Below are 12,767 nucleotides of genomic sequence, written 5' to 3'. Positions count from 1 at the left end.
CGCGGATCAAGCTGTCGTGACGGGGGAACGACCGCGACAATGCCACTCAATGGCTTTGTCGTCTTTTCCGGCGAGTCGTTCGTGCCGCTGGGCACGCACGCTCGTTCTTCACTACGGGGCGGTCGGTGCGCCGTCCCGGGTGAGCTGGTCGTAGAAGCACTAACCGATGGGCGAGGGGTTACGCATGACCGACACCGGCCAGATCCCGGGCGAGGGGCTGCCGGAGAACGCAGGCATGGTGGAGCAGCCGGGCGTCCCCGCACCCGGCGCGTACACCTACCTCTCCGAGACCACCGCCGAGGACGAGGATCTCCTGCTGCTGCCCGGCGCCCAGAGCGCCTGGGGCAACGAGGTCGCACCGCCCGCGCCGGAGCCGGTCGTCGAGACCGTGCACCAGCCGGGCCCGCACGAACTGTCCGGCCGCGACAGCGGTTCGGTCGACCTCGGCGGCGTCCGCCTGCCGGAACCGCCCGCGGAGCCCGTGGCCGCCCCGGTCCCGCCGCGCCGGCCCCTGCACCTCGGCCCGCCGATCCCCGACACCTCCGCCAGTCCCGTGCGCTCACTCGCCGACCGGGGCCCCGCCGCCGTGCCGGTGCGGCACGCCGGCCCGCCGACCGTCGGCCCCGAGTACCTCGACGTCCCGCAGGCCGCGGCGATGCCGCCGCAGCCGGCGGCGCCCTGGGGTGCCCAGACGGCCCCGTCGGGCGCCGGGGCGCCGGCTGCGGAAACGGTTGTTCCGGTACCGGATCAGCGTCCCGAGCCGGTGGGCGCGGCCCAGGCGCTCGTCGCCCGTGTGGCGACGGAGGCCGTGGCGGCGACCGGCGGCGTCCCGGCGCCGGACGAGACCGGGGCGGTTGGGGCCTCCGAGACCGAGGGCGCTGCCGAGGCTGAGGGTGCTGCGGAGAACGATGGTGTCCCCGGGGCCGGCGATGTGTCCGCAGAGGCCGCCGCGCACGAGCCTGCCGCGCCTGCCGTCGAGGCGCCCGCGTCCGATTCCGCGCCGGCCGCTGAGCCCGCGGCCGTCGTAGAGGCGCAGGCGCCCCCGTCGGCACCTGTCCCTGAGGCCGCTCTGCCCGAGTCCGCGCCGGCGCCCGAGCCGGTCGTCGCCGAGTCCGTGCCGGTCGCCGAGGCCGTGGCCGAGCCGGTGGCCGAGGCCGCGCCGGGTCCGGTGGCCGGCGAGACCGCCGAGGCGGTGTCCGCGCGGGAGACCGGCGAGGCTCAGCCCGGCATCACCGAGCCTGCTCCCGCCGAGCCCGCGCCGGATGCCGACGCACCGGCCTCCGAGGTGCCCGCGCCCGAGCCCACGCCGGTGGTCGAGACGCCCGCGCCCGCCCCGGGCGTCGCCGAACCGCCCGTGGCCGAGGAGCCCGGGACCGTCACCGAGCCGACGGAAGCCCCCGCGCCCCGGGCCGTGGAGCAGACTCCGTCCGTGGAGCCGGCCCCGCTCGCCGAGGTGCCCGAGCAGGCCCCGCCGGCCGAACCCGCCAGCCCCGCCGAGCCGGCCGCCCCCGCCGAGGCAGTCGCCGAGCACGTCGCCCCGACCGCGGACGCCGAGCCGTCCCCCGCGCCGCAGTCCGGGCCCGCCGGCGAGCCCGCCCCCGAGAACGTCCAGGCGCCCGCCGTGCCCGAACCGTCCCCGGTGGCACCGGCGGACCCGACGGCCGCCCCCGTGACGGCCGTCGCCGAGAAGGCCGAGGAGGCCGCCGCCGTGCAGGACCATCCCGCGCAGCCCCACCCGGAGGTCCCGCAGCCGGCCCAGGGCCCCCAGTCCGTGCCGGACCAGCCGGTGGGCCGGTTCGTGCCGGTGGACGGCGGCCAGGTGCCCACCACCCCGCACCTCGCCCCGACCCCGCCCGAGCCCCTCGTCCTCCCCGCGGAGGCGCTGGACGCGCCGGCCCGGGACGCCGTCGCCGACGTCCCCGCCCCGCGCGAGGCCGACGCCGGACTCGTACAGAACGCCGACGACCTGGACACCCGGGACGCCGGACAGGATGACCAGGAAGACCCGCACGTGAGCACGGCCACAGAGGCAGACGTACGACAGCCCGCCGGCCCGGCCGCGCCCGCCTACGACGACGCCGAACGCGAGGCCGTCCTCAAGGTCATGCGGGAACGCCGGGACATCCGCAACGGCTTCCGCTCCGACCCCATCCCGCACGAGGTGCTGCTCCGCGTCCTCGAGGCCGCCCACACCGCGCCCTCCGTCGGCCACTCGCAGCCCTGGGACTTCGTCGTCATCCGCTCCGCCGACACCCGGCGCGCGATGCACGAACTGGCCACGCGTCAGCGCGAGGCCTACGCGAAGTCGCTGCCCAAGGGCCGGGCCAAGCAGTTCAAGGAACTGAAGATCGAGGCCATCCTCGACACCCCGGTCAACATCGTCGTCACCGCCGACCCCACCCGCGGCGGCCGGCACACCCTCGGCCGGCACACCCAGCCGCAGATGGCGCCGTACTCCTCCGCGCTCGCCGTCGAGAACCTCTGGCTCGCCGCCCGCGCCGAGGGCCTCGGCGTCGGCTGGGTCAGCTTCTTCGACGAGCGCGAGATGGTCCGCGCCCTCGGCCTGCCCGAACACCTGGAGGTCGTCGCCTACCTGTGCGTCGGGTACGTCGACGAGTTCCCGGACGAGCCCGAGCTGATGCAGGCCGGCTGGTCCAAGCGCCGCCCGCTGTCCTGGGTCGTCCACGAGGAGACGTACGGCCGTCGCGCCCTGCCCGGCGAGGCCCCGCACGACCTGCTCGCGGAGACCGTCGCGCAGATCCGCCCGCTGGACGCCAAGGCGCTCGGCGAGGCCTGGGAGCGGCAGAAGCGGATGACCAAGCCGGCCGGCGCGCTCGGCATGCTGGAGATCATCTCCGCGCAGCTGTCCGGGCTGTCCCGCCAGTGCCCGCCGCCCATCCCGGAGCCCGCGGCCGTCGCCGTCTTCGCCGGTGACCACGGGGTGCACGCCCAGGGCGTCACGCCGTGGCCGCAGGAGGTCACCGCCCAGATGGTGGCCAACTTCCTGGGCGGGGGAGCGGTGTGCAACGCCTTCGCGGCCCAGGTCGGCGCCGAGGTCTGCGTCGTGGACGTCGGTGTCGCCGCCGACCTGCCGGCCACACCGGGTCTGCTGCCCCGCAAGGTCCGCGCGGGCACCTCCGACATGACCACCGGCCCCGCGATGACCCGCGAGGAGGCCGCGCAGGCCATCGAGGTCGGCATCGAGACGGCCCGCGACCTGGTGGCGGCCGGCAACAAGGCGCTGCTCACCGGCGAGATGGGCATCGCGAACACCACCGCGTCCGCCGCCCTGATCTCGGTGTTCACGGGCGCCGACCCCGCCGAGGTCACCGGCCGCGGCACCGGCATCAACGACGAGACGCTGGCCCGCAAGACGGAGGTCGTGCGCCGCGCGCTGGAACTCCACCAGCCGGACCCGGCCGACCCCATCGGCGTGCTCGCGGCGATCGGCGGCTTCGAGCACGCGGCCATGGTCGGCCTGCTGCTCGGCGGCGCCTCGCTGCGCACCCCGGTGATCCTGGACGGCGTCAGCGCCGGCGCCGCCGCACTGGTCGCCCGCGCGATCGCCCCCGAGGTCCTCGCCGCCTGCATCGCCGGTCACCGCAGCGCCGAGCCCGGCCATGTCGCCGCGCTCAACAAGCTGGGCCTGCGCCCCCTGGTCGACCTCGACCTCCGCCTCGGCGAGGGCACCGGCGCGCTGCTCGCCCTGCCGATGGTGCAGAGCACGGCACGGGCCATGCACGAGGTGGCGACCTTCGACTCGGCGGGCGTCACCGAGAAGTAGCGGCTGCTCGACGTACGAAGCACGAAGCACGAAGCACGAAGCACGAAGCACGACGCGGGGCCCGGGACCACGGTGCCGGGCCCCCGCCGGGCTGCCGTGCTCCGCAACCCCGCAGCCCCGCCCGGCGGCCGCGTCCAGCCGCCGGACCAGCCGTCCATCCACCGGACCGCCTGGGCCCCAGGGCCCGCCCCGCCATAAAATCCGCACGTCAGCGCCACCGCCGCAAGAGGAGCCGTCCCCTCATGGCCGAACACCCCGCCTACCCCGTAGGCCTCCGCCTCTCCGGCCGCCGTGTGGTCGTCCTCGGCGGCGGACAGGTCGCCCAGCGCCGCCTCCCGGCCCTCATCGCCGCGGGCGCGGACATCCGGCTCGTCTCCCCCGAGGCGACCCCCTCGGTCGAGGCGATGGCGGACGCGGGCGAGATCACCTGGGAGAAGCGCCCGTACGCCGAAGGGGACCTCGCGGAGGCCTGGTACGCCCTGATCGCCACGGGCGACACCGCCGCCAACACCGCCGCCTCCGCCGAGGCCGAACGGCACCGCGTGTGGTGCGTCCGCTCCGACGACGCCGACGCGGCCACCGCCTGGACCCCGGCCACCGGCACCAGCGAGGGCGTGACGGTCGCCGTCCTCACCACCGAGGCACGCGGCCGGGACCCCCGCCACACCGCCGCCATCCGCGACGCGGTCGTGGAGGGCCTGCGCGACGGCACCCTCGTCGCCCCGCACCACCGCACCCGCACCCCCGGCGTCGCCCTCGTCGGCGGCGGCCCCGGCGACCCGGACCTGATCACCGTCCGCGGACGGCGCCTGCTCGCCGAGGCCGATGTCGTCATCGCCGACCGGCTCGGCCCCCGCGACCTGCTCGCCGAACTGCCGCCGCACGTCGAGGTCATCGACGCGGCGAAGATCCCCTACGGCCGCTTCATGGCCCAGGAGGCCATCAACAACGCCCTGATCGAGCACGCCAAGCAGGGCAAGTCGGTCGTCCGGCTCAAGGGCGGCGACCCCTTCGTCTTCGGACGCGGCATGGAGGAGGCCCAGGCGCTGGCCGAGGCGGGCATCGCCTGCACCGTCGTCCCCGGCATCTCCAGCTCCGTCTCCGTCCCCGGCGCGGCCGGCATCCCCGTCACCCATCGGGGCGTCGCCCACGAGTTCACCGTGGTCAGCGGCCATGTGGCCCCTGATGACGAGCGCTCCCTGGTCGACTGGCCGTCGCTCGCCAAGCTGACCGGCACGCTGGTGATCCTCATGGGCGTCGACAAGATCGGCAAGATCGCCGAGACCCTCGTCGCGCACGGCCGGTCGCCCGAGACCCCGGTCGCCCTGGTCCAGGAGGGGACGACCGCCGCCCAGCGCCGGGTCGACGCCACTCTCGCCACGGTCGCCGAGACCGTCGTCGCCCAGGAGGTCAGGCCCCCGGCGGTCATCGTCGTCGGCGACGTCGTCCACCAGGGGCCGCAAAGGTCGCAGGGGAACGCGTGACATGACCGAGCTCCTCACCCTCCACGACCCCGCCGACCCCCGCCTGCACGACTACACCGACCTGACCGACGTCCAGCTGCGCCGCCGCCGCGAACCCGCCGAGGGCCTGTTCATCGCCGAGGGCGAGAAGGTCATCCGGCGGGCCGTCCAGGCGGGCTACGCGATGCGGTCGATGCTGCTGTCGGCCAAGTGGGTCGACGTCATGCGCGACGTCATCGACGCCACCCCCGCCCCGGTGTACCTGGTGGACCCCGCGCTCGCCGAACAGGTCACCGGGTACCACGTGCACCGCGGCGCCCTCGCCGCCATGCAGCGCGCACCGCTGCCCACGGTGTCCGACCTGCTGCGTGCCGCCCCCGCCTCCGCAGGGGCGGAGCAGGGCAGGGCCCGCCGCGTCGCCGTCTTCGAGGACATCGTCGACCACGCCAACGTCGGCGCCGCCTTCCGCAACGCCGCCGCCCTCGGCGTCGACGCGGTCCTCCTCACCCCGCGCTGCGCGGACCCGCTGTACCGGCGGTCCGTCAAGGTGTCGATGGGCGCCGTCCTCCAGGTGCCGTGGACCCGTCTGGAGTCGTGGCCGGCCGACATCGGCACGCTGCGCGCCGAGGGGTTCACGGTCGCAGCGTTCTGCCTGAGCGACCGGGCCGTCACCCTCGACGAACTCGCCGCGAAGCGGCACGGGAAACTCGCCCTGCTCTTCGGCACGGAAGGCGCCGGCCTCACTCCCGGCGCACTCGCCGCGGCCGACGAGCACGTGCGCATCCCGATGGACGCCGGCGTCGACTCCCTCAACGTGGCCGCCGCCTCGGCGGTCGCCTTCTACGCCACCCGGCCGGGAGCCGCCTGACCCGCGAGGAAGGCACCGGCCGGACCGGCACCGGGCGGCTCAGCGCCGGGGTCCTCCGGACCCCGGCCCGTCGGCGTGCACGTCTGTCTGCACCTGCTGGGCGCGCACCACGCCGCCACGCTCGTCCCCGCCGAGCCCCCGGGCGGGCCCCTGGCACCCCTGTGCCGCGGCGATACCCAGGGCGACCAGCAGCGTCACCACCACGAACACGGTCAGCCGCTGTCGCAGCAGCCGCGGATTGGCTGGACGCAGCCGGGTCCCCGTCGTCCTCGGCCCCGGACGCCCGGACCCACCGCGAGACCCGGACCGGCTGCCGGTGCCCGAGCGGACACCGTTGCGCCCGGTGTCGCGGGAGGCGGGTACGGGACGCGTCCCGGACCGGGACCCCGTCCGGCCGCCGCGCGAGGCACCGCCTCGGGACGTGCCCTCGCTCCGTGCGGACGAGCCCCCGCGCGAGGGCGCACCACCGCGTGACGAGGGACCCCGGCCGCGCGCCGGCGTACCGCCGCCCCGGGAGCCGGAGGCGCCCCGGGGCGGGGGGGTGACCTGACCGCCCGGCTGCCCCTGCGGACGCCGCTGGCCACGCTCACGCTCCGGATAGGTGTCGGCCAGCTGCCCCGTGGGCCGGTCCGCTTCCCCGGAACGCGGCGCGGGCGGCCGCACGTCGGCGATGCCCTGGGCCTCCCGGGCGGCGATCTCCTTGAGCCGCAGGGAGAGCTGGAGGGTGCTGGGCCGTTCCTCGGGGTCCTTAGCCAGACACGCCCGGACCAGCGGCGCCAGCGCGTCAGGAACGCCCTGCAGCTGGGCCTCCTCGTGCACCACGCGGTACAGCATCACCTCGGAGCTGCCGTGCCCGAACGGCGAGTCGCCCATCGAGGCGTACGCCAGCGTGGCACCCAGCGAGAACACGTCCGTGGCCGGAGTGACCGCCGCCCCGCGCACCTGCTCCGGTGCGAGGAAGCCGGGCGAGCCGACCGCCGTGCCGACGTGCGTGAGCGTCGAGGCGCCCGTCGCCCAGGCGATGCCGAAGTCGATGATCCGCGGGCCCTTCGGGGACAGCAGGATGTTGGACGGCTTCAGGTCCCGGTGCACGACCCCCGCCTCGTGCACGGCGACCAGGCCCTCGGACAGGGCGGCCCCGACGGCGGCGACGTCCGCGGCGCCGAGCGGGCCCTCGTCGACGACCTTGTCGTGCAGGGAAGGCCCGGGGACGTACTGCGTCGCGAACCAGGGCCGGTCGGCGTCCAGGTCCGCCGCGACCAGCCGCGCGGTGCAGCCGCCCCGGATCCGCCGGGCCGCCGACACCTCACGCGCGAACCGCGACCGGAACTCCTGGTCCTCGGCCAGATCCGGCCGGATGACCTTCAGCGCGACCCGCTGCCCCTTCTTGTCGGAGCCCAGGTAGACCACGCCCATACCGCCCGCGCCGAGCCGCCTGTGAAGCCTGAACGAGCCGACGACGCGCGGGTCCTCGCGCCTCAGGCGCATCATCGCCATGTTCATCCCCGCTGCCCGGTCCCTGTGACGTGCCACAGCTTACGTTTCCACGGCCGCCCGCGCGCAGAGGCCGCGCCCTCTCGGCCCGAGGGATTGTCGGTACGGGGTGCGAGAGTTGAAGGCGGGTCAGGCCCTCGGAGGCCGTACGCACCCCGCATGCCCGGCCCTCCCAACCACCGTCCACCGACCGGGGATTGGGACGACCGGGAACGATCATGGGGGCCGACGCTCCGGCCGGTACCGAGGGCCGGGTCCCGAGCGCCGCGCACGTGACCGAAGTCACCGGACGGCGGACGCCCCCTCCGGGAAGACCCCGAAACATACGGTGCGGTCTCCACCCAGGGGAGTAGTCCGCGGGGTACGGCTCATCCTCCGGGAGGCCCGGCAATCGGTACGAGGGCATGACGTCCGCCGCACCCCGGGCGCCTAGATTTGAGGTCAAGCGGCGGGTGCAGCACTCGTCCCCCGAGGTCAGACACCCGCCGCTACCGAAGACAACCACATCGGTCAGGAGAGGGACCATGGCCCAGACGGCACCGCGGACGCTGATCCGCACGCGGGAACGCCGCCGTCAGGGGCGTCGCCACCCGGTGGTGGCGACCCTCATGGCCCTGCCCCTGGCGGTCCTGCTCCTCCTCGTCTTCGACGGGTGGGAGACGGTGGCCACACAGGCGTCGTCCGTGGGTGTGATGCTGGGGCGCTGAGAAGCGGCCCCCAGGCCCGGAAGAGCGGTCCGGGCGGGGACATCCACCCATGAAACCCCGTGGGGACGGGGGTGCGGCGGACGGCAAAATGCCGGCGCAGCTGGGGAGCTGCGCCGGCATTGCTTTTCCCGACCGAGCCACAGCCCCCCCCGCAGTGCCGAGCCGCCCCCGCGCGGCTACGGGCAGTCGTGCCTCCCCCAGTGCCTGAACGGCCCGGGAGGTGCCCCCAGGGGCGATGGGGGTCCCCCCGCTCGAGCGAAGCCGAGAGTGGGGGAGGGTGGGCGGTTGGGGGCACCTCCCGCGCATGGGGGTCCCCCGCTCATGGGAGTCCCCCTGCGCGAGCGAAGCCGAGTGTGGGTAGGCACCCCGCCACGCCGGGCCGCGCACCCCACCCCCACCCAGCCGCACCGCCGGGCACCCCTTCGGCGTGGGGCCACCGAACCCACCCCACCGAGGCACCGCCCACCCCGTACCCTCACCCCCCGTACCCTCACCCCCGTGACCCCGGACGCCCTCCTCCCCGCCCTCACGGCCCATGCCAGAGACACCGCCCACGCCGCAGCCACCTCCACCCCACCCGCCCCCTGCCCCTGCGGCGCAGCCACCCTCGCCCACCGCCCCGACGCCACCGTCGTCCGCCACGCAGGCACCGTCGCCAAGGCCCACGCCCCCGACGCCGACGCCGACGGCCTGGCACTCCGCCTCACCCTCGCCGCCCGCATCCCCGGCGTCCTGCTCCCCCCACTCGCCCCCACCTCCAGCCCCACCCACCTCCACGGACGACTCGTCACCCGCTGGCCCTACGGCAGCCCCGTCGACCCCGACGATCCGGACGCCGCACCCTGGGAGGCCGCCGCCACCCTCCTCGCCCGCCTCCACCGCACTCCTCCCCCCGTCCCCGGGACGCCCGTCATGCGCGGCCCCGAGAAGGCGGCCCGCGCCATCGCCCTGCTGCGGACCACCGCCCCCCACCACCCGGCCACCGCCCCCGTACTGCGCGCCTGGGCCACGCTCCCCGCCTGGGCCCGGGGCGAGGCCGCCATGCCGGACGCGACCACCCTCTGCCACGGTGACCTCCACCTCGGCCAGCTCGTACGCCACCCCGCCCCCGACGGCCCCTGGCTGCTCATCGACGTCGACGACCTGGGTGTGGGCGTGCCCGCCTGGGACCTGGCCCGACCCGCGGCCTGGTACGCCTGCGGACTGCTCCCGCCCGACGAGTGGGACCGCTTCCTGACCGCCTACCGCGCGGCCGGCGGCCCGGCCGTCCCGCAGGACGGCGACCCCTGGCCGGCCCTGGACGCACCGGCGCGCGCGCTCACCGCCCAGACCGCGGTCCGCGCCCTCACCAAGGCTTCGGAGGCCGGCCGTCCCCTGGACGAGGTGGAACACTCCCTCATCGACGCCTGCGCGCGAATGAGCTGAACCGCCCCTCCCGTCACCCGCGCACCGCCTTCCTCCCCGCCGAGTTGAGCCGGGATTTCCCGAAGTAGGGTGCAACCGACCGCAGCCGGACAGAGTCTGTCCTGGCGATACGCGAAGCAGGACCGACCGGCGAGGAGTTGAGCCGACCATGCAGTGCCCCAAGTGTCACGCACCGATGCACACCTACAACCGCAACGGCGTTCAGATCGAGCAGTGCAGCGGCTGCCGCGGCATCTTCCTCGACTACGGGGAGCTGGAGTCCCTGACCCGCCTCGAGGCGCAGTGGTCCCAGCCCGCGCCGCCGGCCCCGCCCGCCGCCCCGCAGGCCTACCCGGCCGCTCAGGCTCCCGCCTGGGGCGCCCCGCAGCCCCACGGTCACTACGGTCACCACCGTCACAAGAGCTTCGGCCGCATGCTCTTCTCCAGCTGAGCCCCGTCCGCCGCGGAGCCGCCCTCCCGAGGAGGGCGGACACGCACGACGAAGCCCCCGGCCGTACGAGACGGCCGGGGGCTTCGGTGGTGTGGACGATACTGGGATTGAACCAGTGACCTCTTCCGTGTCAGGGAAGCGCTCTCCCGCTGAGCTAATCGTCCTGGGAGATACTACGTGCGCGATACTGGGATTGAACCAGTGACCTCTTCCGTGTCAGGGAAGCGCTCTCCCGCTGAGCTAATCGCGCGGGGGACCCGAGGGTCCAGTGGACGATACTGGGATTGAACCAGTGACCTCTTCCGTGTCAGGGAAGCGCTCTCCCGCTGAGCTAATCGTCCTTGGAGGTGGAGACGGGATTTGAACCCGTGTAGACGGCTTTGCAGGCCGTTGCCTCGCCTCTCGGCCACTCCACCAGGAGTGTAGGAGACCCGGGAGGCCTCCTGTTCCTGCGAGCGGACGACGAGGCTCGAACTCGCGACCTCAACCTTGGCAAGGTTGCGCTCTACCAACTGAGCTACGTCCGCCTGTCGGTTCGGTCCGCTTGCGCGTCCCGGCGACGTGTTGAACTCTAGCGGATTCCCGGGCCAGCACAAAAACGCGTTTGTGCAGCGTGCTGCGGTGCCCCGCCGCGCGGACCTGGTCAGGGCCCGTGGAAGGACACGTTCGGGTCACCTCGAGGACACGCCGCCTAGACTCGGGAACGTGCTCGACCTCCCACCCCTCGCCCGGTTCGGCGACCGTCTCGCCACCGGTCTGATCGACGTCACGAGTGATCCCGCCGCCCTCGACTCCCGTGGCTTCTGGGCCGTGTGCGCCGACTTCGAGGGCCGTCTGACCTGCGCGCGCTTCGCCGACGTCCGGACCTGTGCCGTCCCCGCGCCGGTGCCGGGACGGTGGCGGGGCCCGGCCGTCGGTGACTGGACGTCGTCCCTCGACCGCGACGCGTACACGGCCGCCGTGCGCCGCATCCGCGCGTACATAGCGACCGGCGAGGTCTACCAGGCCAACCTCTGCCGGGTGCTCTCGGCGCCCGTCGCCCCCGACGCCGACGTGGACGCCCTCACCGCGCTGCTGGCCCGCGGCAACCCCGCGCCGTACGCGGGCACGGTCCGGCTGCCCGGCCACGGGGTCGAAATCGCCACCGCATCTCCCGAGCTGTTCCTGCGCCGGGACGGCCGGACCGTCGAGTCGGGGCCGATCAAGGGCACCGGACGCACCGAGGCCGACCTGCTGGACAAGGACTACGCCGAGAACGTGATGATCGTGGACCTGGTCCGCAACGACATCGGACGGGTCTGCGCCACCGGCAGCGTGACGGTGCCCGACCTGTGCGCCGTGGAGAAGCACCCGGGACTGGTCCACCTCGTGTCCACCGTGCGCGGCGAACTGGACGCCGGCGCCGGCTGGCCGGAGCTGCTCGACGCCGCCTTCCCGCCCGGTTCCGTCACCGGCGCGCCCAAGTCGAGCGCCCTGCGGATCATCGAGGAACTGGAGACCGCGCCCCGGGGCCCCTACTGCGGCGGCGTCGGCTGGGTCGACGCCGACCGCGGCACCGGCGAGCTGGCCGTCGGCATCCGCACCTTCTGGATCGACCGCGCCGCGGGGCGCCTGCGCTTCGGCACCGGCGCCGGCATCACCTGGGGGTCCGACCCGGAGGGGGAGTGGCGGGAGACCGAACTGAAGGCGTCCCGGCTGCTCGCGGTAGCGTCGGGTGCGTACGAGGCCGACGGAAGTGGAGAGGCGCAACAGACGTGAAGATCTGGCTCGACGGCGGACTGCAGGACATCGAGTCCGCCCGTGTCTCCGTGTTCGACCACGGGCTGACCGTGGGCGACGGCATCTTCGAGACGGTCAAGACGGTGGACGGCAGGCCGTTCGCGCTGACCCGGCACCTCGACCGGCTGGCCCGTTCGGCCCGCGGCCTGGGGCTGCCCGACCCCGACCCCGACCAGGTGCGTCACGCCTGCGCCGCCGTCCTCGAAGCCAACCCCATGCCGCTCGGCCGGCTGCGCATCACCTACACCGGCGGCCACGGCCCCCTCGGCTCCGACCGGGGCGAGCACGGCACGACCCTCGTCGTCGCCCTCGGCGAGACGGGCCGCCGCCCCGACTCCACCGCCGTGATCACGGTGCCCTGGACCCGCAACGAGCGCGGCGCGCTCGCCGGTCTGAAGACCACCTCCTACGCCGAGAACGTCGTCGCCCTCGCCCGCGCCCGCGAACGGGGCGCCACCGAGGCCCTGTTCGGCAACACGGTCGGGCAGCTGTGCGAGGGCACCGGGTCGAACGTCTTCGTCGTCCTCGACGGCGAGATCCACACCCCGCCGGTCGCCTCCGGCTGCCTCGCCGGCATCACACGCGCCCTGGCCGTCGAGTGGACCGGCGCCCGCGAGACCGATCTCCCGCTGGACGTCCTGGACCGCGCCGACGAGGTCTTCCTGACCTCCACCCTGCGGGACGTGCAGGCCGTGCACCGGATCGACGACCGCGAACTGCCGGGCGCCCCGGGCCCGGTGACCGCCAAGGCCATGCGGATCTTCGAGGAGCGGTCCGGGGACGACCTCGACCCGTGACCGGCGATATTCGGCTGCTG

General features: G+C 74.8%; 9 protein-coding genes and 5 tRNA genes. 8 read left to right on the top strand and 6 right to left on the bottom strand.

From position 1 onward, the window contains the following. The first annotated feature begins 184 nt into the window (after positions 1 to 184). From cobT to AB0E77_RS13905, 3 genes are all read left to right on the top strand, one after another. The gene (gene cobT / locus AB0E77_RS13915; RefSeq protein ID WP_361569562.1) at positions 185 to 3,784 is read left to right on the top strand and encodes a nicotinate-nucleotide--dimethylbenzimidazole phosphoribosyltransferase; all 3,600 of its coding nucleotides are present in this window, start codon (positions 185 to 187) and stop codon (positions 3,782 to 3,784) included. A gap of 242 nt (positions 3,785 to 4,026) precedes the next feature. Then, complete coding sequence (cobA, locus tag AB0E77_RS13910) at positions 4,027 to 5,268, top strand: uroporphyrinogen-III C-methyltransferase (protein WP_361569560.1); 1,242 nt, start codon at positions 4,027 to 4,029, stop codon at positions 5,266 to 5,268. Position 5,269: 1 nt separating this feature from the next. Next, entirely contained in the window at positions 5,270 to 6,115 is an 846-nt protein-coding gene (locus AB0E77_RS13905; protein ID WP_361569558.1) for an RNA methyltransferase, read from the top strand. Between the two features lie 39 nt (positions 6,116 to 6,154). Here AB0E77_RS13905 and AB0E77_RS13900 read toward each other — a convergent pair whose 3' ends face one another. Next, the gene (locus AB0E77_RS13900) at positions 6,155 to 7,618 is read right to left on the bottom strand and encodes a serine/threonine-protein kinase (protein WP_361569646.1); all 1,464 of its coding nucleotides are present in this window, start codon (positions 7,616 to 7,618) and stop codon (positions 6,155 to 6,157) included. A 515-nt stretch (positions 7,619 to 8,133) separates the two neighbouring features. Here AB0E77_RS13900 and AB0E77_RS13895 point away from each other — a divergent pair. The 3 genes from AB0E77_RS13895 (at position 8,134) to AB0E77_RS13885 (ending at position 10,171) form a co-directional block, all read left to right on the top strand. Then, on the top strand, positions 8,134 to 8,316 hold the full coding sequence (locus AB0E77_RS13895) for a hypothetical protein (protein ID WP_361569556.1): 183 nt from the start codon (positions 8,134 to 8,136) through the stop codon (positions 8,314 to 8,316). 498 nt (positions 8,317 to 8,814) lie between these two features. Next, positions 8,815 to 9,741 (top strand): phosphotransferase, encoded by a 927-nt coding sequence (locus tag AB0E77_RS13890; protein WP_361569555.1) that lies wholly within the window; start codon positions 8,815 to 8,817, stop codon positions 9,739 to 9,741. A gap of 148 nt (positions 9,742 to 9,889) precedes the next feature. Then, a complete protein-coding gene (locus tag AB0E77_RS13885; protein WP_361569553.1) occupies positions 9,890 to 10,171 on the top strand; it encodes a zf-TFIIB domain-containing protein in 282 nt (93 codons plus the stop codon). Between the two features lie 92 nt (positions 10,172 to 10,263). Here the strand turns inward: AB0E77_RS13885 and AB0E77_RS13880 are convergent. The 5 genes from AB0E77_RS13880 to AB0E77_RS13860 all read right to left on the bottom strand — a co-directional run bounded on the left by AB0E77_RS13880 (position 10,264) and on the right by AB0E77_RS13860 (position 10,698). Next, positions 10,264 to 10,335: transfer RNA gene (locus AB0E77_RS13880), tRNA-Val, on the bottom strand. A gap of 14 nt (positions 10,336 to 10,349) precedes the next feature. Then, a tRNA-Val gene (locus tag AB0E77_RS13875) sits at positions 10,350 to 10,421 on the bottom strand. Positions 10,422 to 10,440: 19 nt separating this feature from the next. Continuing rightward, positions 10,441 to 10,512 (bottom strand) — tRNA-Val (locus AB0E77_RS13870). A 1-nt stretch (position 10,513) separates the two neighbouring features. Further along, a tRNA-Cys gene (locus AB0E77_RS13865) sits at positions 10,514 to 10,587 on the bottom strand. Positions 10,588 to 10,625: 38 nt separating this feature from the next. Further along, positions 10,626 to 10,698 (bottom strand) — tRNA-Gly (locus AB0E77_RS13860). Between the two features lie 178 nt (positions 10,699 to 10,876). On the opposite strand from AB0E77_RS13860, the gene AB0E77_RS13855 reads away from it, so the two are divergent. Together AB0E77_RS13855 and AB0E77_RS13850 are read left to right on the top strand one after the other, a co-directional pair. Continuing rightward, entirely contained in the window at positions 10,877 to 11,929 is a 1,053-nt protein-coding gene (locus tag AB0E77_RS13855; RefSeq protein WP_361569551.1) for a chorismate-binding protein, read from the top strand. After that, positions 11,926 to 12,747 (top strand): aminodeoxychorismate lyase, encoded by an 822-nt coding sequence (locus AB0E77_RS13850; protein WP_361569550.1) that lies wholly within the window; start codon positions 11,926 to 11,928, stop codon positions 12,745 to 12,747. The genes AB0E77_RS13855 and AB0E77_RS13850 overlap by 4 nt, the downstream gene beginning before the upstream one ends. The last annotated feature ends 20 nt before the right edge of the window (positions 12,748 to 12,767 follow it).

It is taken from the genome of Streptomyces sp. NPDC032940 (assembly GCF_040636935.1).
Taxonomy (GTDB): Bacteria; Actinomycetota; Actinomycetes; order Streptomycetales; family Streptomycetaceae; genus Streptomyces.
This window is presented reverse-complemented; position numbering and strand designations above follow the sequence as displayed.

What these genes read in the sequence shown, in the direction of transcription:
- cobT (WP_361569562.1), top strand. Translation starts at nt 185, where the DNA reads ATGACCGACACCGGCCAGATCCCGGGCGAGGGGCTGCCGGAGAACGCA.
- cobA (WP_361569560.1), top strand. Translation starts at nt 4,027, where the DNA reads ATGGCCGAACACCCCGCCTACCCCGTAGGCCTCCGCCTCTCCGGCCGC.
- AB0E77_RS13905 (WP_361569558.1), top strand. Translation starts at nt 5,270, where the DNA reads ATGACCGAGCTCCTCACCCTCCACGACCCCGCCGACCCCCGCCTGCAC.
- AB0E77_RS13900 (WP_361569646.1), bottom strand. Translation starts at nt 7,618, where the DNA reads ATGAACATGGCGATGATGCGCCTGAGGCGCGAGGACCCGCGCGTCGTC.
- AB0E77_RS13895 (WP_361569556.1), top strand. Translation starts at nt 8,134, where the DNA reads ATGGCCCAGACGGCACCGCGGACGCTGATCCGCACGCGGGAACGCCGC.
- AB0E77_RS13885 (WP_361569553.1), top strand. Translation starts at nt 9,890, where the DNA reads ATGCAGTGCCCCAAGTGTCACGCACCGATGCACACCTACAACCGCAAC.